Genomic DNA, 21521 nt, shown 5'->3' with positions numbered 1-21521 from the left:
AGCACGCATCCCCGTCCTCCGCTGGTTGCGACGCCGTTGCGGGGCCGCAGCAGGGTTCCCCATCGGGGGCCGGAGGTGGTGAGAAAGCAAGCGGAGTCCGGGTAGTAGCAGCGGGACGGGCGGGGCCGCAGCACTCATCGCTCATCTGGCGATCTCCTCAGCGGCGGGGATAGGGGAGTTGCAGCACAGAGGGACGTCACAGTCCGAGTCGGTGCAAGGGGCGCCGTCGTCGACGGCGAGCACGGTCTCGACCAGCGCGGAAAGCGCCCGGGAGAGGTGCCCATCGGCGATCTCGTAGCGGGTGCGCCGACCCTCAGGTGTCGCCACCACGATCCCGCATCCACGCAGGCAGGAGAGGTGATTGGAGACGTTCGTGCGGCTCAGCGACAGCTCATCGGCGAGGGCTGCTGGATAGCTCGGACGATCGAGAAGAAAGAGCAGGATGCGCGATCTCGTGGGGTCGGCCATGGCGCGGCCAAGCCGATTCATCACATCGAGCTGCGTAGCTATAGTCAGCATGCGGTGACCATACAGTGTGCAGTGACCAGTCAGCAAGCGATGACCAGTAGTGGCGACCTCTCTCCCCGCCGCCGCAGTTCTCATGTAGATGGCCGTGTTGCTGCAGCCCTCTAGCTTGGCCGGGCGATTCTCAGGATGAGCACGGTACACCGCGGCGGGTTACTCGCATGAATGATCGGATCTGGTGGAGTGGTCTAGTGCCCTTCCTTACCTTCGTGTCGGCCGGAGTGAGGTGACGTTCTGGAGTCGGAGGCTGTTGTGGACCACGAAGACGGAGGAGAGGGACATTGCAGCGGCAGCGATCAGGGGGTTCAGCAGACCGGCGGCGGCGATCGGGATGGCCGCGATGTTGTAGGCGAAGGCCCAGATCAGGTTGGTGCGGATGGTGCGGTGGGTGGCGCGGGCGAGGGTGATGGCGTCGGCGATCGAGTAGAGATCATCCCGGACGAGGATGATGTCGGCCGACTTCAGGGCGACGTCGGTGCCGGTGACGATCCCGAGCCCGAGGTCGGCGGCCGCGAGGGCGGGAGCGTCGTTGATGCCGTCGCCGACCATGGCGACCCGGTGCCCCTCGTCCTGGAGCTGCTCGATCACGGCGACCTTCTCCGTGGGGAGGACGCCGGCACGGACTTCCGGGATCCCGAGAGAGTCGGCGACCCGCTCGGCGGCTGCCGGAGTGTCTCCCGTCAGCAGTACAGTTCGCAGCCCGAGCTCGTGCAGCGCGGCGACGGCCTCCGCGGCGTCCTCCTTCATCACGTCGGAGAGCGTGATCACCCCGATCGCCTCCGTGCCCCGTGCGACCAGCGCGGTGGAGTGCCCTGCCCTTTCGGCATCTGCGACGGTCTGCGCCAGCGCTTCGCCGACGTGGGCGCCGAGCTCGCGCAGGAAGGCCCGGCTGCCGACAGCGATGCTCTCCCCGTCGATCGTGGCGCTAATCCCGTGGCCGGGGGAAACGATGTGATCGGTAGCTGTCGGGATGTCGGCGACCATGGTCGCGGCGCGGGTGCGGAGTGCTTCGGCGACGGCATGTTCGGAAGCCGCTTCGACGCCGGCAGCCAGGCGCATGAGCTGCTCTGCGGTGACCCCGTCTGCATGGATGCTGACGACGCGCGGGGCGCCGAGCGTGAGGGTTCCGGTCTTGTCCAGGACGACGGTGGTGACCTTGCCGCTGGCTTCCAGCGCGTCCTGTCCCTTGACCAGGACCCCAAGCAGCGCGCCGCGCCCGACGCCGACCATGAGCGCGGTAGGGGTGGCGAGGCCGAGGGCGCAGGGACAGGCGATGATCAGCACGCTGATCCCGTTGGTCACCGCAGTGGACACGTCAGCGCCGGCGAGGAGCCAGGCGAGTGCGACGAGCACGGTGAGGATGAGGACGACGGGGACGAACACGCGCACCACCGCGTCGACGAGGTGCTGGACCTGGGCCTTGCGGATCTGCGCTTGCTCTGCGATCGCGGCCATCTGCGCGAGCTGTGTGTGGGCACCCACTCGAGTCGCCTCGAGGGCGAGGATCCCGTCCGTGGAGACGGAGCCGCCGATGACCTCGTCGCCCGGACCGACCGTGCGGTGGAGGGATTCTCCGGTCATGGCGCCCGTGTCGAGGGAGGCGGTGCCCTCGATGACCCGGCCGTCGGCGGCGATCGTCTCGCCGGGGCGTACGAGCACGATGTCGCCGGTGCGGAGCTCCTCGACCGGCACCATCGTCTCGACCCCGTCTCGTCGGCGGCGGGCCTCTCGTGCCCCGAGGGCGGACAGCGCGCTGAGCACGTCGCCGGCGCGGCGCCGGCTGCGGGTCTCGAAGTAGCGGCCTGCGAGCTGGAAGGTCGTCAGTCCCGCGGCGACGTCGAGGTACAGGGCGTTGGCGCCGTCGGGGACCTCTCCGATGCCGAGCCACACGCCGTCGCTGGGCTCGATCCCGGCGATCATCGCGACGAGGGCCCAGCCGAACGAGGTGACGATGCCGAGGGAGACCAGGGTGTCCATGCTGACGGAGCGGTTCTGCAGGTTCCGCCAGGCGGCCCGGTGGAAGGGCCAGGCCGCCCACGTGACCACGGGGACCGCGAGGAGGACGCACAGCAGCTCCCAGCCGGGGAACCGCCACTGCTCCACGAGTGCGAGGGCGATGGTGAGGTCCATCAGCGGAACGGTGAGCAAAGCTGCGGTGATGAGCCTGCGCCGCAGGGTCACGATGCGATTCTCGTTGGCGCGGCGCGACCACTCGTCGTCCTGGTCGTCGTGCTCGGCCGCGTCGTAGCCGGCGCCGCGGATGACCTCGACCGCCTGAGCCGGGGAGGCGATGCCCGTGACGACGGCGCGCTCGGTGGCGTAGTTGACGGTGGCGCTGACGCCGTCGAGCTTGTTGAGCTTCCGCTCGATGCGGTTCGCGCACGCCGCGCAGGTCATCCCGGAGATGTCGAAGGTGTACCGCTCCTCCAGGGAGAGGGCTGGCGGGGCGGCCAGGGCGGTGGGGGTGTGGTTCATCGTGTGCGCTCCCTGTCCGAGAGTTTCTTGAGCATGCCGTTGTAGGCGTCGAACTCGGTGTCCAGGCCGCGGTCGAGGTGCCGATCCCGTCGGCGGGCCTCCTTGTCGTCCTGACGCGCCCATTGGATGCACAGTGCGACGATTGCGATGATCAGAGGGATCTCCCCGCCTGCCCAGGCCACCGCGCCTGCTGTCTGCTGGGAGCGCTCGAGGTCCGCCCAGGGCAGAGCCAGAGATCGGTAGTAGTTCTCTGCGAACAACGAAGGGGCCGAGATGATCGCGACGCCGAAGAAGGCGTGGAAGGGCATCGCAGCGAAGGTGTAGCCGAGCTTCCCGATGTGCGGCAGGGGCCGCGGGGGACGGTCCACGCCGATGATCAGGCTGTAGTACGCGTACCCCGTGGCCAGGAAGTGGAGGTTCATCAGCTGGTGTGCCCAGTGAACACTCATCATCGTCTCGAACAGGGGGGTGAAGTACAGGCCGTAGTAGGAGCCGATGAAGATAATGAACACGAACGCCGGGTGGTACAGGACGCGCAGCAGTCGCCAGTGCAGGATCTGCGTCACCCAGGAGTGCACGCCCGCCCGCCGTCGATCCACGCGCGCGGTACGCAGGACCAGAGTGATCACCCCGCCCTGGACCAGGAGGATCGGAGCGAGCATGGACAGGCTCATATGCACCACCATGTGCACGCCGAAGTCCGGGGCGGAGTACTTCCCGAACCCGGAGCTCGTGGCCGCGAGGACGACCAGCCAGCCGCCGCACCACAACAGCACGCGGCTGATCGGCCAGCTCGTGCCGCGCCGGCGCAGGGCGATCACCATCGCGAGATAGAACGCGATACCGGCGACCGCGAGGACGGCGAACAGCAGGTTGAGCCGCCACGTGCTCATCAGCGTCCCAAGGGTTGGCGCATCCGGGACTTCGAACCCCATGAACACCTGCGGGATGCTCGTGGGCACGAAGTACTGCGGCGGCGGAATGCGAGTCATCGCCGCACCGATCGCCACCCACATGATGATCAGCAGGGCCGGGACCGCCATCCTGTGCACGCTCCGGCGCTGCATGACCACGAGCGCCACTATGAGCGCGACCAGCAGCGCCAAACGCACTAGAGCGAGGACACCGGTCACTGAGCCCCAAGGGGTGGTGCCGGCGAGCTTGAACCACGTCACCACCAGCTCCGTCACAAGCACGACAGCCGCCCCCACCAAGCCCATGCGGGAAACGCGTCCCACTAACAGGGGCAGCCGTCCACCCTCGTCATGACGGATGACCTGCAATGCCGCAGTGACGAGGATCGGGCCCAGCAACACCCCACCCGCGATGACCTGAAGTGCACCAGCATCTCCACCGATGTCGTGGTCCGGGCCGACGAGGATCTGCCCCACCACCACCGGCGCCAATGCGCCGACGATTCCCGCCCACAGACCCGGCAGCAGCGTTGTCCAGCGTGTACCCCAGTAGGAGCACAGCCACAGGACCAGGGCCCCGACCAGTGTGACGGTCCATGCCCGGGGCATGTAGCCGAACATGTAGAGCGGCCCAAACGATCCCGGCTCCAAGAGACGGCCCATCCCGAGGCCGTTGGACTCGGGCGCCGAGACGATCACGTTCGCCGCCGCCAGTACGACCCACGCGCCCGAAGCCCAGGTAAGGAGGGTCAGGTCGGGGCCGAACCGCACACTGCTTGCCGAGCGGATAGAGCGCGGATGCAGAAACAGCACCGCGACGACGGCGCCCAGGGAGACCAGTGCTGCGAGATCGGCGGCGCCACGCAGACCTGCAGCTACCACGGCTGTCCCGAGCCCGGGGAACTCCCGGTGTATGTCCTCATAGACGGCCGGGCCGCTGAGCAGGTTCGCTGCCACCGCGGGTAGCGCCGCTAGGAGGAGCGAGCCCACCGCCAGGAGTACTACTCTCTGCTTCACCTCACCGAATCTACAAGATGTCGAGTACGCAGCACGAGATGGCCGCTCATGCTGTTGCTGACGTCTCCCGCACGCATCTCAACGCTGCTTTCGCTGCAGTCTCTGCCCCGGAAGGGAAGCCACCAGTACCCTCCCCTGCGGCAGAGGGTAAGTCCTGTGGAGCGCTCGAACGCGAGCGGCACGAACTTCCAGCTCGCGGGAGGGGGCGAGGTGATGGAGTGCGACGAGGGCGTCGTGCAGATGGGCGGGGCCGACCTTCTCGGCAGCGACATCGTCGGCCGCCAGCTCGGTGAGCAGCATGATCCGTGAAGCAAGCTCTCGTCGCAGCCGGGACCTCTTGGGCAGGCACGCTACGTGCCACGCTCCGACCCCCCTCACCAGCGCGTGAAGCTGATCGAGATGTGCTGCTTCGTGGGCGAGAACCGCGGACAGGTAGGAGGGCGGAAGCGCGTGCCGAACGGCGCGCGAGACGAAGATCGACGGCGTCGCGCCCGGGACGGCCACCGCGACATAGCGAGAATCCTCGATCTCGACCACGGCAACAGCGCCGACCTGCCAGGAGTCCGTTCGGCGGCGCGAGAGCATTTCCGCGACGCTCGGCCGCTCGTCATCATCCTTGCCGGGATCGACCCTGCCCAGGTGGGCGAGCGATCCCACGATCCCTAGCCCCCCGAGACCGGCCCAGGCGATGAACGTGAGAGCAAGCCCCTCGGCCGCAGCGCTCGCGGAGCTCGCCGACAGGGAGAGCGCGGCCGCCAGGAGAATTGACGCGATCGCGATGACCAGCCCAACAACACCAACCGAGGCCCACACCATCAGCGCCCGCCGGGGATGGCGGATCTGCCACCTCCCACGGGATACGAGGTACGCGGAGAGCGGGCATGCAATCAGGCCAGCCAGCAACGGCCCGACCACGGTCCAGACCATCAGCGACCTCGGCGAGACCGCCGTGACGTGATCGCATCCATCACCAGATCAAGGTCGGACTCAGAGAGGTTGTCGGTGAACGCCATCAGCGCATCCTCACGATCGTGAGCGTCATCGAGGACCTCAACCATGTCCGCGGCATGCGCCTGCGCACTGCTCACGACCGCTTCGAAGGTCACGCGCCGAGGTGACCGGGCTCGGCGAGAAACCATCCCCTTCGCCTCGAGCCGGGAGAGCACTGTCAGAACCGTGGTCTGCGCTGGCGCGGGATCCTCAAAAGATGCCTGGATCGCTCTCGCGCTAAGGGAGCCGGTGGAAGTCCATAAAGCTCGCATCACCAGTGCCTCCAGTGCGCCGGAGGATCGAGACCTCACTCCCGCCATCTCGTCACCACTCCCTCCCCGTGTAACGCCTCAGTCCGAGTACCGTACCGCGCACGGGTGTCGCCGTACATCTCTAATTCTACTTCCTGTAGAGTCCAGTGCTGTGATCGAGTCTCCCTGGTCATTCGTGCTGACCGCCATCTTCCTCGCAACGGCCGTGTTCTGCGCAGTTCACCTCGCACAGAGCCGCGGCGCTTCCGCCGCAGTGATCACTGGGTCAGTGCATTCCTCCCATCATGGGCCGGTGGCGACGGCGGTGCACGTCAACCATCTCGTGATGAGCCTGGCGATGCTGCTGATGGTGTGGCGGCCGGTCGGCACGGCCGGGACCTGGATCCAGGTCGCCCTCTTCGCGCTCTTCACCGTCGTGATGCTGCTCGGCCTCCCCACTGTCCACGGGGTGAGTGAGCGCGTGGGGGTGGTTAACCACGTGGTGCTCAACTCCGTGACGATCTGGATGCTGCTGGCGATGCCCCTGCTGATGGGCCACGCCATGGGCGGCTCCGCCGATGCGCACGCCGGACACCACGGCGGCGGGACCGGGGACGAGATGGCGATGGAGATGGCGCCGGCCCCTGCCTGGGCGGAGGCAGTCAACTGGGGGGCCGTCGTGCTCAGCGCCGTGATCACCGCGTGGTGGCTCGTGCGCTTGCTCCGCGATCCGGGGCACCGCGCCCACTCGGCCTGCCACCTCCTGATGGCCGCAGGAATGGCGCTCATGCTCGCCCTCATGTGAACCCGGCCCACGCCACCTCTCCGTCACAGCGAAAGGCTCGACCCGATGGCCACCCGAGCCTCGCCCCGCCCCACCGGTGGCAACACCTCTCGCCCGCGCCGACTGCGCGATGAGCTGCGAGAGCTCACGCTCCGCCTGCACTTCTACGTGGGGCTGTTCATTGCGCCGTTCCTCCTGGTCGCCGCGGCGACCGGGATCCTGTACGCGCTGACCCCGCAGATCGAACAGGTCGTCTACGACAAGGAACTCCACGCCAGTGCCCCGGCCGGCGCGGAGATGGTGCCGCTGGCGCAGCAGGTCGAGGCGGCGCGGAGCGAGGTCACAGACGGCACGATCACGCAGATCCGTCCGCCCAAGGATGCCGAGTCCACCACGCGCGTCACGTTCGATTCCCCCTCGGCTCGCGAGGATCGCCAGCTCACCGCGTTCGTCGACCCCTATACCGGGGAGGTGACCGGCGTGCTGAACACCTTCGGGGAGTGGCTGCCGCTGCGGACCTGGTTCGACGATCTCCACCGCAATCTCCACCTCGGGGACGCCGGCCGCTGGTACAGCGAAGTCGCGGCCAGCTGGCTGTGGGTCCTCGCCCTCAGCGGACTCACCCTCTGGGTCACACGTAAAGTCCGCACTCGCTCTGCACGCGCCTACCTCCTGCCCCAGCGTAAGGGACCGCAGCGCCAACGCTCCATAAGCCTCCACGCCACCATCGGCGTCTGGGCCGCTATCGGAACGTTCTTCCTCTCCGCCACCGGACTGACCTGGTCCCAATTCGCGGGCGGCAACGTCAGCGCACTGCGCCAGAGCCTGAGCTGGTCAACGCCCTACCTCTCCTCCGAGGCGGCAACCACCACCCCGATCGCAGAAACCGAAGTGCCTGCCACCGCGCAGAGCGTGCTCGAGGCGGCCCGCCAAGAGGGCCTGACCGACCCGGTAGCGATCACCCCCAGCACCGACGGAGGAGCGTGGCTCGTCTCCCAGGTGCAGCGATCATGGCCCCTGAAGCAGGACTCCATGGCGATCGACCCCACCTCCGAAGCTGTCGTCGGGAGCGTGCGCTTCGCCGACTGGCCCGTTGCCGGGAAGCTCGCCGAAGCTGGGATTTCCTTCCACATGGGCATCCTTTTCGGCTGGCCCAACCAGCTCCTGCTCATCGCCATCGCCGGTGCGGTAATCGCGCTCATCGTGATCGGGTACCGCATGTGGTGGCGACGCCGCCCCAAGCCGCCACGCACAGGCCTCCCTCGCCCTCTCGGTCGTCGCGTCGACACCGCGGCGGCCTACGGCATCCTCATCGCGATCGCTGCGGTCGTCGGCCTCGCCCTCCCCCTCCTCGGAGTCACGCTCCTCGCCTTCATCGCGCTCGACCTCACCCGAAGGATCGTCCCGGGAATGGACAGCGCGAGAAAGAATGAGTCCGCATGAGCTCGCTCCCGGCGCGTTAGGACGTAGTCCGCAAGCCCCATCCGCAGTCTGAGGGGATCTCACAGTGAATCGGCCCAGGTCTGGTGCCGCTGCTGTTTGAGTCCGGAAGGATGGACAGGCACCCGTGGAAGATCGATCCCCAGCTGCGCGCGAGGTGCGTTCGGCTCGTCAGGGAGCACCTCCAGGAGTACCGGGACTGATGCGCGATCAGGTGTCAGCTGGGGTTAGGCCGCCAGTCTGACGGTCGGGTTCATGATGGTCTCGTACTCGATAGGGGTCAATCGGCTGAGGCGGGCCTGTCGGCGACGACGGTGGTAGGTCCGCTCGATCCAGGTGATGATCGCGATCCGCAGTTCCTCTCTGGTCCTCCAGCGCTTTCGATCCAAGACGTTCTTCTGGAGCAGTGCGAAGAAGGATTCCATGGGTGTGTCCCTTAGCGTGGTGGCAATCCCGGGGTGGCGTGGAGCTGCTGGTAGGCGATGAAGGGTCATCGCGGGACCTCCCAAATCGACCAAGAAATAGGGACCCGCGATGACCCACCACCAGTCTGCACTCTCGACCCTCGTCAGTGAACTGCTCCAGGACCCCGACCTCGCTCATGAGGAGCTGTTCCGCCGGCTTCTCCAGGCCGGACTCCAGGACCTCATCGATGCCGAAGCGTCCGTCAAGATCGGTGCGGAGCGTTACGAACGTTCCCCGTCCCGCTCGACCCGTCGCAATGGCACCAGGGCAAAGCGCCTGGCTACCCCGGCGGGAGAGCTGGATCTGGCGATCCCGAAGCTAAGGGCCGGCTCGTTTTATCCCGCGCTGCTGCATCCTCGTCGCCGGGTCGACAAAGCGCTCTGGGCGGTGATCTGCACGGCCTGGATCGACGGCGTCTCCACCAGGAAGGTCGAGGACCTCGTGCGGGCGCTGGGCAACGAGTCCGGGATCAGCAAGTCCCAGGTCTCGAGGATCTGCGGCGAGATCGACGAGGTCGTCGCGGAGTTCCTCCACCGCCGCCTGGACCACACTTGGTTCCCCTACTTGTTCCTGGACGCGACCTATCTCGACATCCGCCAGGGCGGCCGGGTCGTCTCCCAAGCCGTCGTCGTCGCCACGGGCGTGGCCGCGACCGGTCACCGAGAAGTGCTCGGGATGGCGATCGGTGACGCGGAGACCACCGGCTTCTGGACCGAGTTCCTCCGCAGCCTGCGCGAACGCGGGTTGAGGGTCTCCACCCCCGCCGCACCGGAAGGCGTGCTGCTGGTGACCAGTGACGCGCACGCGGGGCTGAAGCATGCGATCAAGGCAGTGCTTCCGGGAGCGTCATGGCAGCGCTGCCGGGTCCACTTCGCACGCAACATCACCCAGGCGCTCGGCTCGGCGCGCTCCAAGCCCGTCAACGCCCTGGTCTCCACGATCTTCGCCCAGACCAGCCCGGAAACGGTCCGCGAGACCTATCAGCAGGTCACGGCCTCGCTCGAGGCCTCCTTCCCGAAGATCGCGGCCATGCTCAAGGACGCCGAGGCAGACCTGACCGCATTCGCGGCGTTCCCCATCGAGCACTGGCGAAAGATCTGGTCGAACAACCCCATCGAGCGGGTGAACAGGGAGATCAAGCGCCGAGCAGACGTCGTCCAGATCTTCCCGAACCGGGACTCTGCGACCAGACTCGTCGGCGCAGTCCTCCAGGACCAGCACGAGGAATGGCAATACGGCGAACGCCGCTACATCAGCGACATCTCCCTACGCCGACTCGCCGACATGCTCACCAACGACACCCCCGAGACCACCAGCCGGCTCCTCATGACCGCCTGACCCAAAAGCCACCACACAACGGGACTTGACCGGGATGAGCGCAGCTAGCGCAGCTCTTCCACAGCGCCGAGGGGGAGGAGCATGCCGTCGCCTGGGCTCGTGACGTGCTCACCAAGGACAGACTGGACGCCGCCCGGAGCCCGTTGCGCTCGCTGCGCGCCCTCCGCCGTGCCGAGCGGCGCCTCGGTCTGATCACCGCCCGCTATCTCGTCGACGCCGTCGCAGGTCGCGGGGAGCGGGGCGATGGGGGAATGCGGCGCAGTCGCCTGATGCACTGACGGTGCACCCACCGCCGACGGGGGCTCGGCAGATTAGGACGGTCCGAGCCCGTGCCCGCCGACGTGCGTACGCGCTCCGCCGAGCGACTCCTCCCGCAGCACACAGGGAAGAGCCCCGAAGATCGATCTTCGGGGCCCTTCTCGCGTACTCCGCTGCGGTGGTCAGTGAACGGTCAGTGCACGACCTTCTCGGCCGGGGTGCGGTAGTCGCCGCCCGTGGCCTCGTCGATGACGTGCTTCTCGTGGCCGGCATGCTCGAGCGCCTCGCGGAGCGACGCCGGGGTGACCGGCTCGATGCGGTCCTTGAAGAAGAAGCTGGTGGCCTTGGCACGCAGGGAGGAGACTCCCTTGCCCGCCTTGAGCGGACGGTAGTCGTCGTGGGCGACGAGCTCCCAGCGCTCGTACTCGTCCAGCGGCTCGTGGATCTCGATCATGTCACCGGAGCCGGTGCGGACGATGCGGGAGGTCTCCCGGCCGTGCAGCACGAGATCGCGCTTCTGACGCTGGATCGAGAGGCACAGGCGCTTCGTGATGTAGAAGGCGAGCACCGGGGCCACGAAGAACGACACACGGAACAGCCAGGTGAGGTCGTTGATCGAGAGCTGCAGGGCGATCGCGATCAGGTCGTTGGTCGCCGCCAGCGCGAGGATCAGGTACGAGACGATCCAGGCGACGCCGATGCCGGTGCGCACCGGCGCGTTGTACGGCTTGTCCGCGAGGTGGTGCTCGCGATCGTCACCGGTGACCCAGGCCTCGATGAAGGGGAACAGGGCGAGGAACGCCAGCATCGCGCCGTAGATCGCCATCGGGATCAGCATGTTCAGCGAGAGGACGTACCCGAAGACCGTGATCTCCCAGCCCGGGATGAGGCGGAGGCCACCGTCGGTCCAGAGCATGTACCAGTCCGGCTGCGAGCCGGCCGAGACGGGGGAGGGGTCGTACGGGCCGTAGACCCACATCGCGTTGATCGACGTGGTCGCCGAGATCAGCGTGATGATGCCGAAGACGAGGAAGAAGAAGCCGCCGGCCTTCGCTCCGAACACCGGCAGGACCGGGTGCCCGACCACGTTGCGGTTCGTGCGGCCCGGGCCCGCGTACTGGGTGTGCTTGTGCACGACCACGAGCACGAGGTGGATCGCGATGAGTCCGAGGATCGCAGCAGGCACGAGCAGGATGTGGATCGTGAACAGGCGCGGGATGATGTCCGTGCCCGGGAACTCGCCGCCGAAGAGCAGCATCGACAGGTAGGTGCCGACGATCGGGATCGCCTTCATCAGCCCATCGGCGATGCGCAGGCCGTTGCCGGAGAGCACGTCGTCCGGGAGCGAGTAGCCGGAGAAGCCGGCCGCCATGCCCAGGATCATCAGCGAGAAGCCGATGAGCCAGTTGAGCTCGCGGGGCTTGCGGAAGGCGCCGGTGAAGAAGACGCGGAACATGTGCACGAAGATCGAGACCATGAACACGAGCGCCGCCCAGTGGTGCATCTGGCGGAACAGCAGTCCGCCCTTCACCTCGAAGGCGATCTCCATCGTCGACTCGAAGGCGCGGGAGACCGTGGCGCCCTGGAGCGCCTCGTACGGGCCGTTGTAGATGACCTCCTCCATGGAGGGGTCGAAGAACATCGTCAGGAAGACGCCGGAGATCAGCAGGATGACGAAGCTGTACAGCGCCATCTCGCCGAACATGAAGGACCAGTGGTCCGGGAAGACCTTGCGCGCGAAGAACTTCACGAAGCCGGCGCCGGAGAGGCGCTGGTCGAGGAAGTCTCCGCCCACCGCGCCGAGCTTGAGCAGGCGGGAGTCGTCGGAAGACTGCTTCCGGGAGCTGGGAGTCGTGGTCGTCATGAGATCACTTGTCCTTGTGGATGTTCCAGAAGCTGGGACCGATCGGCTCGGTGAAGTCACCAGGGGCCACGAGATACCCCTCGGCGTCGACCTCGATCGGCAGCTGCGGCAGCGGACGGTGGGCCGGGCCGAAGATCACCTTGGCGCCGTCGGTGACGTCGAAGGTGGACTGGTGGCACGGGCAGAGCATGTGGTGCGTCTGCTGCTCGAACAGCGCGACCGGGCAGCCGACGTGCGTGCAGATCTTCGAGAACGCGAGCACGCCCTCCACGCCCATCGACATCGACTCGTCGTTCTTCGCGAGCTTGGGGTCGATGCGCACGATCACGGCCGCGGCCTTCGCGCGCTCCTCGAGGTGGTGCGGGGTCTCGTCGGTGAGGCCCTCGGGCATGACGTGGAAGATCGAGTTCATCGCGACGTCGGAGAGCTTGATCGGCGTGCCGTCGTGGTCCCGGGCGAGGCGCTGGCCCGGGTTCTGGCCCCAGAAGGTGTGGTGGAGCTTGTTGCCCGGGAGCGGGCCCAGCGTCGACAGCGGGGCGAGCACGGCGATGGGCAGGGCCGCGAGAGCCGCCACCATCGCGGTGACCATGACGGGACGACGGCCGATGCCGGTCTCCGCCAGACCGCTGGTGATCATCTCGGCAGCGGCCTTGCGCGTCTCGTCGGAGCCGCGGACGTCATGGCGCTCCTCGACCCACTCCTCGTCGGGCATGAGCGTCTTGGCCCAGTGCACCGCTGCGGCGCCGATGAAGAACACCGCGATCGCGAGACCGAGGCCCGTGACGAGGTTGGACCACCACAGCGCGCGGGGAGTGCCCTCCTCCGCGAAGATGTTGGTGTCCAGCGGCGTGACGAGGAAGTACGCCGCGATGAAGATGACCGTCCCGACCACGCTGAGGAGGAACATGAAGGCGACGAGTCGCTCGGCGCGCTTCTCCGCGGGCTTGGAGATGTCGGTCTGACGGGGGGTGTGGGGAGGCAGACCCGGGTTCGGGAACCCGCCGCCCTCCTTGGGGGCGAGGGTGCTGACCCGGGTGGGGGAGCTGCCGTCGGTGTTGGTGTTCATGCTCGCATTCACTTGGCCTTCGCCCCCAGCCACACGGCGGCGCCGAGGAGCAGGGACAGGATGATCGTCCAGGCGTACAGGCCCTCGGTCACGGGGCCGAGGGAGCCCAGGGAGATGCCGCCGGGGGAGCCGGTCTCCTCGAGGGTCTCGAGGTAGGTGATGACGTCCCGCTTGTCCTCGGGCGAGAGGTTGGTCTCGTTGAAGACCGGCATGTTCTGGGGACCGGTGTCCATGGCCTCGTAGACGTGCTTGCCCTCGACGCCCACGACCGGCGGGGCGTACTTGCCTCGGGTCAGCGCACCGCCGGCACCGGCGGCGTTGTGGCACATGGCGCAGTTCATGCGGAAGATCTCGCCGCCGCGCTCGGCGTTGCCCTTGCTGGTGTCCAGCCACTCCTCGTCCGGCACCGACGGGCCGGGGCCGAGCGAGGCCACGTACGCGGCGAGCTGACGGGTCTGCTCCTCGTTCATCTGCTGCGGCTTCTGGCGGGCCTGGGCGCCGGAGGCCTGCATGGGCATGCGGCCCGTGCCGACCTGGAAGTCGACGGCGGCGGCGCCCACGCCGATCAGCGAGGGGCCGAGGGTCTGACCGTCGGGGTCGCTGAGACCCGCGGCATCAAGTCCATGGCAGGTCGCGCAGTTGGCGAGGAAGAGGGCACGACCTTGCTCGACTTCGCTGTCGGTGTAGGCCTCGGCCTGGGCCGCCTGCGGCTGCAGGGCCGCGTACAGCCCGCCGGTCGCGACGAGCGCGAGCAGCAGGATCACGAGTAGCGCCATCGGGTGATGACGACGTGCGGCGAGAGCCTTCACGGTTCGGACCTCGATTCGTGGAGGGGGCGGGCGGGGAGGGACAGGAGTTCGGGGGGGGTGCGTTGGGGCCCGGGGGCCGCTGCGCGGATCAGAAGATCGTCCAGTCGAAGTCGACCGGGACCACGTGGCCGGAGGAGGTGCCGGTCAGGATCGGGTCGAGCATGTACACGACGAAGAAGAGCACGATCCAGACCACGTCGACGAAGTGCCAGTAATAGGAGACGCAGATCGCGGAGATTTGCTCGTGCGCTGTGAACTTCTCCGCGACGTAGGCCCGCATCAGCACCATCAGGAAGGCGATCAGGCCGCCGACGACGTGGATGCCGTGGAAGCCGGTGGCGAGGTAGAAGACCGAGCTGAACGGCGAGGACGACATCGTGACGCCACTGTGGATGAGCTCGGCGTACTCGTAGGCCTGGCCCGAGACGAAGATCGCGCCGAGGATGAAGGTGAGCGTGTACCACTCGATCATCCCCCAGCCGGCGATGTTGAAGATCGAGCCCTCGCGGCGCTTGCGCGGCGAGAAGGACTGCCCCCAGGGGAAGCGGCCCTCGGCGACGAAGACGCCGATCTGGCAGGTGACGGAGCTGAAGACCAGGATCGAGGTGTTCAGCAGCGCGAAGCCATGGGTGAAGTTCGACTGGCCCTCGGCGAAGGTCTCCGGTGCCAACGACCGCAGCGTGAAGTACATCGCGAACAGGCCGCCGAAGAACATGAGCTCGCTGGCGAGCCAGACGAGGGTGCCGATCTGCGTCGGGTTCGGGCGGCCGACCGCTGGGGCGGCAGCGGGGGAGGAGCGCACAGGCAGAGTCGCAGTAGTCACGTCACCATTATGTCGTGTCGTCAGATTCGGTGTGTCGGTTCACGACGACCGAGCACATCGCGGGGCCTGCGCCCCGGGCGGACCGTGCCAGCATAGCCCTCCTGACGGCCTGTCACGAACCAGGACACGCGTCGATACGCCCAGGTGATCGACCATGTGCGTGCGTCGTGACCGTTCCGTGATCCGATCCGTGACCAGGGCGACGGTGCACCCGCTCGCAGGTGCGATGATCGAGGCATGAGCGAGCAGACCCCGACCTGGTCCCGGCTCACCGCGCGCCTGGTGCGCGGCGAGCATCTCGAGCACGCCGAGGCGAGCTGGGCGATGGACGAGATCATGACCGGAGAGGCGGGTCCCGTCCCGCTGGCGGGCTTCCTCGTGGCGCTCCAGGCCAAGGGCGTCAGCAGCACGGAGCTCGAGGCTCTGGCCGATTCGATGGTCGCCCATGCCCGTCCCGTCGCGGTGGAGCGGCATGCGATCGACATCGTCGGCACCGGGGGCGACCTCGCGCAGACTGTGAACATCTCCACGATGGCCTCGGTCGTGATCGCCGCGTCCGGCCGCACCGTCGTCAAGCACGGCAACCGCGCCTCGACCTCGCGCTCGGGCTCGGCCGACGTGCTCGAGGCGCTCGGCGTCCGGCTGGACCTCCCCGTGCCCGAGGTCGAGCGCCTGGTCGGCGAGGTCGGCATGACCTTCCTCTTCGCGCAGGTGTTCCATCCCTCCATGCGCTTCGCCGCCGAGGCGCGCAAGGGCCTGGGCATCCCCACCGTGATGAACATCCTGGGACCGATCACGAACCCCGCGCGGCCGCTCGCGAGCGCCGTCGGGGTCGCCGATCCGGCCATCGCCCCGACCGTCGCCGGCGTGTTCGCCTCGCGCGGCACCAGCGCCCTCGTCTTCCGCGGTCAGGACGGCCTGGACGAGCTCACGGTGAGCGTCTCCTCGGACGTCTGGGAGGTCCGCGGCGGGGAGGTGCGCTCGCACCTGCTGGACCCGACGGCGCTGCTGAGCATCCCCCGCAGCCCCCACGACGCGCTCCGCGGCGGCACGGCCGAGGAGAACGCACAGGTGGCCCGTGACCTCTACGCGGGCGCGAAGGACGGGCGGATGGGCCCGATCCGGGATGCGGTGCTGCTGAACGCCGCGGCGGGCATCCTCGCCCACGACGGCATCGGACAGCCGGCCGCCGACGGCTTCGAGGACCGCTTCCGCGCCGCCCACGCGGAGGCGGTCTCCACGCTCGACAGCGGGGCGCCGGCGACGCTGCTCGCGCGCTGGGCGGCGGCGTCCCAGGAGTCGCTCGCCGCGAACGGCTGAGCGCGCTCCCTCAGCCCTCGAGACCCAGGTCGAAGGCGGCGTCGAGGTCCCGCTTCGAGTAGGTCTTGAAGGCGATGTTGGTGGTGGTGTCCCGGACGCCCTCGACCCGGCTGAGCGAGCCGGCGATCACGCCGGCGAGGTCCTCGTGGTTCCGCACACGGGCCACCGCGATCAGGTCCACGTCGCCCGTGACGGAGTAGACCTGCTCGATCCCGTCGATGTCGACGATCGCCTCGGCGACCTCGGGGATGCGCTGGGGGTCGACGACGATCGAGACGATGGCGGTGATCATGGATTCTCCTTCGACGGGCGCGGGGGCGCCGAGCGGCTTCTCCCGTGAGCCTATTCCCCCGGAGCGGTCGAGGTCATGGCGAAGCGCCGGGAGAGGTGCTCCGCCTCGAAGCGGGCCCGGGCCGGCACCTGCCACGACCCCTCGCACAGCACCGTGCGCACGCCCTCGCCCTCGAGCCACCCCAGCAGGATCTCGGCCTCCTGGTGATACCCCTGGCACAGGGGCGCGGCGAGCTCGGCCTCGCCGGTCCCCGTCATCGCCAGGGAACGCGCGAAGGGCAGGGGGTCCTTCGCCGCCGGCACCAGGGTGGTCCCGGAGAACCGTCCGTAGCGCACGGCCAGCAGCTCCCAGCCGCGTCCGCCGATCACGGCCTCGGTGCTGGGCCGGGCCGCGATGAGCAGCGGCACCTCCGCGAGGGCGCGCAGCCGGGAGGCGCGACGGGCGGCGTCCAGATAGGCGAGAGCTAGTCGGCGCAGCTTCTCCGCCTCCTCGTAGCGTCCCGCGTCGACGTGGGCGCGCAGCCGGGAGGCGGCATGGTCGAGCACCTCGCGCGGGTCGGCGACCATGGCGCGGCGCAGCCGCTCGTGATGCCCGCTCGACGGGGCGGCGCTGCGCGCGGGATCGGCCTCCAGCGCGGCACCGCGCCCCATGACCGCGTCGGTGAGCAGCCCGCGCAGCGGCTGGGCGTCGTGCCGGGAGGCGAGGGGGCCGATGTGCGCCGAGCCGTCGGCCTCCGTACGGGCCAGCCGCGCCCCGCGCAGCCCCTCGCCCGTCGGCCCGAGCCGCAGCCAGTGTGCCGCCTCCGGGCGCAGCCCGCGCCGGTTAGAGGGCGGCTTCTCCTGCGCGATCAGCCGCAGCTCGCGCACGGCGGCCTCGGTGGCGGTGGCGCACTCGATCACGCGCAGCGACTCCGCGCGCGGCAGCATGTCCAGGATCGCGCGGCGCGTCTCGCTCGCGGTGAAGTAGGTGCGCACCCGGGAGCGCAGGTTCCGGGAGGTGCCGACGTACAGCACCGAGCCGTGCGCATCGAGGAACTGGTAGACGCCGGGGACCGAGGGGACGTCGGCCGCGAGGTGCTTCTTGCGCAGCTGCACGGGCTTGGCCCGGCGGTGAGCCGTGCCGAGGTCCTCGAGCGTCGAGGCGCCGGTCGGGCCCAGCCGGGCGATGATCGCGTGGAGCACGTCGACCGTCGCGCGGGCATCCGAGAGGGCACGGTGGTCCGGGGTGACCGCCGCCCCGACATGGGCGGCGAGGGTCGAGAGCTTGTGATCGCGCACCTCGTCGCGGCGGAAGACCGTCCGGGCGAGTGCGAGGGTGTCCAGCACGGTCGGCGCGGGCCACTCCAGCGCGCACTCGGCAGCGCGGGCGCGCAGGAAGCCGATGTCGAAGCGGGCGTTGTGGGCCACCAGCGCGGCCTCGGGCCCGACGAAGTCCAGGAACATCGGCAGCACGGTCCGGATCGAGGGGGCGCCGCGCACGGTCGCATCGGAGATGCCGGTGAGGGAGGCGATGTAGGCCGGGATCGGACGCTCCGGGTCCACGAAGGTGCGGAACTCGCCGAGCACCTCGCCGCCGCGCACCTTCACCGCGCCGATCTCGGTGATCGCGTCCGCGGCGGGATCCGTCCCGGTGGTCTCGAGATCGACCACCACCAGCGTCGCCTCCGCGAGCGGGGTGCCCAGGTCCTCGAAGCTGAGCTGACGGCGTGCGGGCATGGGGGACAGGCTACGACGCGGCCCCGACAGCCGGACGTCGGGAGGCTGCGCGGGCACCGGTCCGCGACGAGCCCGGACGCACGACGGGCCCCGCGATGCGCGACGGGCCCCACGACGCACGACGGGCCCCGGCACCGCCGGGGTGCCGGGGCCCGTCGGCCGTCGGGAGGCGCGCCCGCGCTCAGCCCTGGGGCTTGGGCGCGGAGTAGATCTTCTCGATGATCGGGGCGAGGTCCTTCACGACCACGTTGCGCTTGAGCTTCAGCGAGGGCGTGAGATAGCCGTTCTCCTCGGTGAAGTCGGAGTCGATGACCACGAAGGAGCGGATCGACTCGGCCCGGGAGACCGACTCGTTCGCCCGGTCCACCACCTTCTGCAGCTCGGCGCGGATCTCCGCGTCCTCCGCGGCCTGGGTGAGGCTCATCTCCGGCTTGCCGTTGTTCTTCAGCCAGGTCGGGAGCATCTCGGCGTCCAGCGTGAGGATCGCGGCGACGAAGGGCTTCTGGTCGCCGATCACCACGCACTGGCTGACCAGGGGGTGGGAGCGCAGCTGGTCCTCGAGCTGCGCCGGGGAGACGTTCTTGCCGCCCGCGGTGACGATGACCTCCTTGCGGCGTCCGGTGATCGTGATCGATCCGTCGTCGGCGAGGGAGCCGAGGTCACCGGTGTGGAACCAGCCGTCCTTCAGGGACTCGGCGGTGGCCTCGGGGTTGTTGTGATAGCCCTTGAACACCATCACGCCCTTGACCAGCAGCTCCCCGCTGTCGTCGATCGCGACGGAGGAGCCGGGCAGGGGCGGTCCCACGGTGCCGGGGCGGACGTCCCAGGGCAGGTTCACGCAGATCGGCGCCGTGGTCTCGGTGAGGCCGTAGCCCTCGAGCACGGTCACGCCGATGCCGCGGAAGAAGTGGGACAGCCGCGCGCCCAGCGGGGCGCCGCCGGAGACCGCCCACCTGACCTGACCGCCCATCGCCTCGCGCAGCGTGCCGTAGACGAGACGGTCGAAGAGCTTGTGCTTGAGCGAGAGGGTGAGCGGGACTTTCCCGTCGGCCAGCGCCGTGGAGTAGTCGATCGCGGTCTTCGCGGCGGCGCCGAAGATCCTGCCCTTGCCGCCGGCGATCGCCTTGGCCTCGGCGCCGTTGTAGACCTTCTCGAACACGCGCGGCACGGCGAGCAGGAAGGTGGGCTTGAAGGCGGCGAGGTCGGGCAGGAGGTTCTTGGTGTCCGGGGTGAAGGCCGTGGTGACCGGCCAGGCTGCGGCGAGCACCGTGATCAGACGGGCGAAGACGTGCGCCATGGGGAGGAACATCAGCAGGCGCGAGCCGCTGGGCAGCACCTTCTCGCCCAGCAGCGTCACCGCGCTGCGGGTGGTGTCGACGAAGTTCGCGTGCGTGAGCTCGGCGCCCTTGGGACGGCCGGTCGTGCCGGAGGTGTAGATGATGGTGGCGACGTCGTCGAGACGGCGCGCGGTGCGCCGGGACTCGAGCTCCTCGTCGCTGATCCCTGCGCCGCGCTCCCTGAGGTCCTCGAGGATCCCGTCCTCCAGCACGCCGATGCGCTGCAGAGCCGGCAGCTCGCCGCGCACCGACTCCATGTCCTCCTTGTGGCGCGTGGACTCGACGAGGGCGAACTTCGCCGCGGAGTCCGAGGCGATCCACTGGATCTGGCTCGGGGAGGAGGACTCGTAGATCGGGACGCTGACCCCGCCGGCCCACCAGACGGCCCAGTCCGCCAGCGCCCATTCGTAGCGGGTGCGGGAGAGGATCGCGACGACATCGCCCGGGGCGACCTCGGAGGCGATCAGCCCCTTCGCGACCGCCTTGACGTCCTCGACGAAGTCGGACGTCCGCATCGGACGGTAGCCGCCGCCCTCCTGGGCGAGCTCGAAGATCGGCACGGAGGGATGCGCCCTGAGACGCCCCAGCAGCAGGTCCGTCGCGTTCTCGTCGGGGCTGCTGTGATGCTGGGGCGGCGTGGTGTACTGCTTCATCGAATCTCCTTCGATCCGGCGGGGTGCACATGACCGGCGTACCGGACGACCTGGCCGGAAGCGCTGGTGGGGTCGGGCCGAGTCTACGGCAGTGCGCCACTACGATGAGCGCGACAGCTGCGCGACGACCGGATGCGCGCGGCGCGCAGGCGAACGAGGCAGGGACGGATGCTCTCCATCGGAGTCGACATCGGCGGCACGAAGATCGCGGCAGGGGTCGTGGACGAGGACGGCGAGATCATCGCCGCGACCACGCGCAGCACGCCGGCGACGGACCCGGCGCTGCTCGAGGCCGCGGTCGCCGATGCGGTCGCGGAGCTGCGCGGCGACCACGCCGTCGGCGGGATCGGCGTCGGCGCGGCCGGATTCATCGGCGCGGACCGGCGCACCGTGACCTTCGCCGCGAACCTGGCCTGGCGCGATCACCCCCTCGCCGACGAGCTCGAGCGCCTCACAGGGCTCCCGGTCGTCGTCGAGAACGACGCGAACGCGGCCGGCTGGGCGGAGTTCCGCTTCGGCGCGGCCCGGGAGGCGCGCCACATGCTGATGCTCACCGTCGGCACAGGACTCGGCGGCGCGGCCGTGATGGAGGGCGTCCTGCTGCGCGGCAGTGCGGGCTTCGCCGGCGAGGTCGCCCACATGACCGCGGTGCCCGACGGTCAGTGGTGCGGGTGCGGGCTGCGCGGCTGCCTCGAGCAGTACACGGCCGGCACCGCGCTCGTGCGCGCCGCGAAGCGCCGGGCCGCGAGCGGCGACCCGCTGCTCGGTCCGCTGGTGCAGGCCGCGGGCGGGGACCGGCGTGCGATCGACGGCCCGCTCGTCACGCGACTGGCCCAGCAGGGGGACCCGGGCGCGCGGGAGCTCATCGCCGAGATCGGGACCTGGCTCGGACGCGGCGCGGCGACGATCTCCGCGCTGCTGGACCCCGACGTGATCGTCGTCGGCGGCGGCGTCTCGGCCGCCGGGGACCTGCTGCTGGATCCCGCCCGACAGGCGTACTCCGCGAGCCTCACCGCCCGCGCGCACCGGCCCCTGGCACCCTTCGTGCTCGCCGGCATGGGGAACCGTGCCGGGATCGTCGGCGCCGCGGACCTCGCCCGCTGAGCCGCGCAGGCGGGGAGCGCAGCCGCGCAGGCGGGGAGCGCAGCCGCGCAGGCGGGGAGCGCAGCCGGGCCGGCGGGGGCC

18 protein-coding genes and 1 pseudogene are annotated in these 21521 nt (G+C 69.2%); 6 read left to right on the top strand and 13 right to left on the bottom strand.

Annotated features, from left to right (window positions below; all coding sequences use genetic code 11):
• Positions 1-141: 141 nt before the first annotated feature.
• The 5 genes from cmtR to L3K22_RS01035 form a co-directional block, all read right to left on the bottom strand.
• Complete coding sequence (gene cmtR / locus L3K22_RS01055) at positions 142-519, bottom strand: Cd(II)/Pb(II)-sensing metalloregulatory transcriptional regulator CmtR (RefSeq protein ID WP_010552340.1); 378 nt, start codon at positions 517-519, stop codon at positions 142-144.
• Positions 520-726: 207 nt separating this feature from the next.
• Positions 727-3000, bottom strand: coding sequence for a heavy metal translocating P-type ATPase (locus L3K22_RS01050; protein WP_010552341.1), 2274 nt, complete (start codon positions 2998-3000; stop codon positions 727-729).
• Positions 2997-4871: a cytochrome c oxidase assembly protein gene (locus tag L3K22_RS01045; protein WP_263309755.1), complete on the bottom strand. Its 1875-nt coding sequence runs from the start codon at positions 4869-4871 to the stop codon at positions 2997-2999. The genes L3K22_RS01050 and L3K22_RS01045 overlap by 4 nt, the downstream gene beginning before the upstream one ends.
• A 138-nt stretch (positions 4872-5009) precedes the next feature.
• The gene (locus L3K22_RS01040; protein ID WP_053917221.1) at positions 5010-5858 is read right to left on the bottom strand and encodes a M48 family metalloprotease; all 849 of its coding nucleotides are present in this window, start codon (positions 5856-5858) and stop codon (positions 5010-5012) included.
• The gene (locus tag L3K22_RS01035; protein WP_029361023.1) at positions 5858-6241 is read right to left on the bottom strand and encodes a BlaI/MecI/CopY family transcriptional regulator; all 384 of its coding nucleotides are present in this window, start codon (positions 6239-6241) and stop codon (positions 5858-5860) included. Before L3K22_RS01035 ends, L3K22_RS01040 begins: the two co-directional genes overlap by 1 nt.
• A gap of 103 nt (positions 6242-6344) precedes the next feature.
• Between L3K22_RS01035 and L3K22_RS01030 the strand changes: the two genes are divergently transcribed.
• Both L3K22_RS01030 and L3K22_RS01025 read left to right on the top strand, forming a co-directional pair.
• Positions 6345-6977: a DUF5134 domain-containing protein gene (locus L3K22_RS01030; protein ID WP_263309754.1), complete on the top strand. Its 633-nt coding sequence runs from the start codon at positions 6345-6347 to the stop codon at positions 6975-6977.
• 45 nt (positions 6978-7022) lie between these two features.
• Entirely contained in the window at positions 7023-8399 is a 1377-nt protein-coding gene (locus L3K22_RS01025) for a PepSY-associated TM helix domain-containing protein (RefSeq protein WP_053917223.1), read from the top strand.
• Positions 8400-8623: 224 nt separating this feature from the next.
• Here the strand turns inward: L3K22_RS01025 and L3K22_RS01020 are convergent.
• A pseudogene (locus L3K22_RS01020) lies at positions 8624-8821 on the bottom strand (IS3 family transposase); the annotation flags it as partial.
• A gap of 109 nt (positions 8822-8930) precedes the next feature.
• Here L3K22_RS01020 and L3K22_RS01015 point away from each other — a divergent pair.
• Both L3K22_RS01015 and L3K22_RS01010 read left to right on the top strand, forming a co-directional pair.
• Positions 8931-10199, top strand: a complete 1269-nt coding sequence (locus L3K22_RS01015) for an IS256 family transposase (RefSeq protein ID WP_053917225.1) — start codon at positions 8931-8933, stop codon at positions 10197-10199.
• A gap of 104 nt (positions 10200-10303) precedes the next feature.
• The gene (locus L3K22_RS01010; protein ID WP_192808033.1) at positions 10304-10477 is read left to right on the top strand and encodes a hypothetical protein; all 174 of its coding nucleotides are present in this window, start codon (positions 10304-10306) and stop codon (positions 10475-10477) included.
• A gap of 173 nt (positions 10478-10650) precedes the next feature.
• On the opposite strand, the gene qcrB is transcribed toward L3K22_RS01010, so the two are convergent.
• From qcrB to ctaE, 4 genes are all read right to left on the bottom strand, one after another.
• Positions 10651-12321 carry a cytochrome bc1 complex cytochrome b subunit gene (gene qcrB, locus L3K22_RS01005; RefSeq protein ID WP_010550585.1) on the bottom strand — a complete coding sequence of 557 codons (1671 nt, stop codon included), beginning with the start codon at positions 12319-12321 and terminating at the stop codon, positions 10651-10653.
• Positions 12322-12325: 4 nt separating this feature from the next.
• Complete coding sequence (qcrA, locus tag L3K22_RS01000; RefSeq protein WP_010550586.1) at positions 12326-13387, bottom strand: cytochrome bc1 complex Rieske iron-sulfur subunit; 1062 nt, start codon at positions 13385-13387, stop codon at positions 12326-12328.
• Positions 13388-13395: 8 nt separating this feature from the next.
• Positions 13396-14196, bottom strand: a complete 801-nt coding sequence (qcrC, locus tag L3K22_RS00995) for a cytochrome bc1 complex diheme cytochrome c subunit (RefSeq protein WP_029360453.1) — start codon at positions 14194-14196, stop codon at positions 13396-13398.
• Positions 14197-14284: 88 nt separating this feature from the next.
• Complete coding sequence (gene ctaE / locus L3K22_RS00990; protein WP_100199694.1) at positions 14285-15019, bottom strand: aa3-type cytochrome oxidase subunit III; 735 nt, start codon at positions 15017-15019, stop codon at positions 14285-14287.
• A gap of 237 nt (positions 15020-15256) precedes the next feature.
• Between ctaE and trpD the strand changes: the two genes are divergently transcribed.
• Positions 15257-16339: an anthranilate phosphoribosyltransferase gene (gene trpD / locus L3K22_RS00985; protein ID WP_010550589.1), complete on the top strand. Its 1083-nt coding sequence runs from the start codon at positions 15257-15259 to the stop codon at positions 16337-16339.
• Between the two features lie 10 nt (positions 16340-16349).
• Here trpD and L3K22_RS00980 read toward each other — a convergent pair whose 3' ends face one another.
• From L3K22_RS00980 to L3K22_RS00970, 3 genes are all read right to left on the bottom strand, one after another.
• The gene (locus L3K22_RS00980; protein WP_010550590.1) at positions 16350-16631 is read right to left on the bottom strand and encodes an Lrp/AsnC family transcriptional regulator; all 282 of its coding nucleotides are present in this window, start codon (positions 16629-16631) and stop codon (positions 16350-16352) included.
• 50 nt (positions 16632-16681) lie between these two features.
• A complete protein-coding gene (locus L3K22_RS00975) occupies positions 16682-18346 on the bottom strand; it encodes a DEDD exonuclease domain-containing protein (RefSeq protein WP_126988566.1) in 1665 nt (554 codons plus the stop codon).
• Positions 18347-18527: 181 nt separating this feature from the next.
• Complete coding sequence (locus tag L3K22_RS00970; protein WP_263309753.1) at positions 18528-20336, bottom strand: AMP-dependent synthetase/ligase; 1809 nt, start codon at positions 20334-20336, stop codon at positions 18528-18530.
• 168 nt (positions 20337-20504) lie between these two features.
• On the opposite strand from L3K22_RS00970, the gene L3K22_RS00965 reads away from it, so the two are divergent.
• Positions 20505-21440: an ROK family glucokinase gene (locus L3K22_RS00965; protein WP_263309752.1), complete on the top strand. Its 936-nt coding sequence runs from the start codon at positions 20505-20507 to the stop codon at positions 21438-21440.
• The last annotated feature ends 81 nt before the right edge of the window (positions 21441-21521 follow it).

The sequence above is a fragment of the Brachybacterium atlanticum genome (genome assembly GCF_025669985.1).
GTDB lineage: Bacteria > Actinomycetota > Actinomycetes > Actinomycetales > Dermabacteraceae > Brachybacterium > Brachybacterium conglomeratum.
The sequence above is the reverse complement of the archived record's forward strand: the minus strand, read 5'-3'. Positions and strand labels throughout refer to the sequence as shown.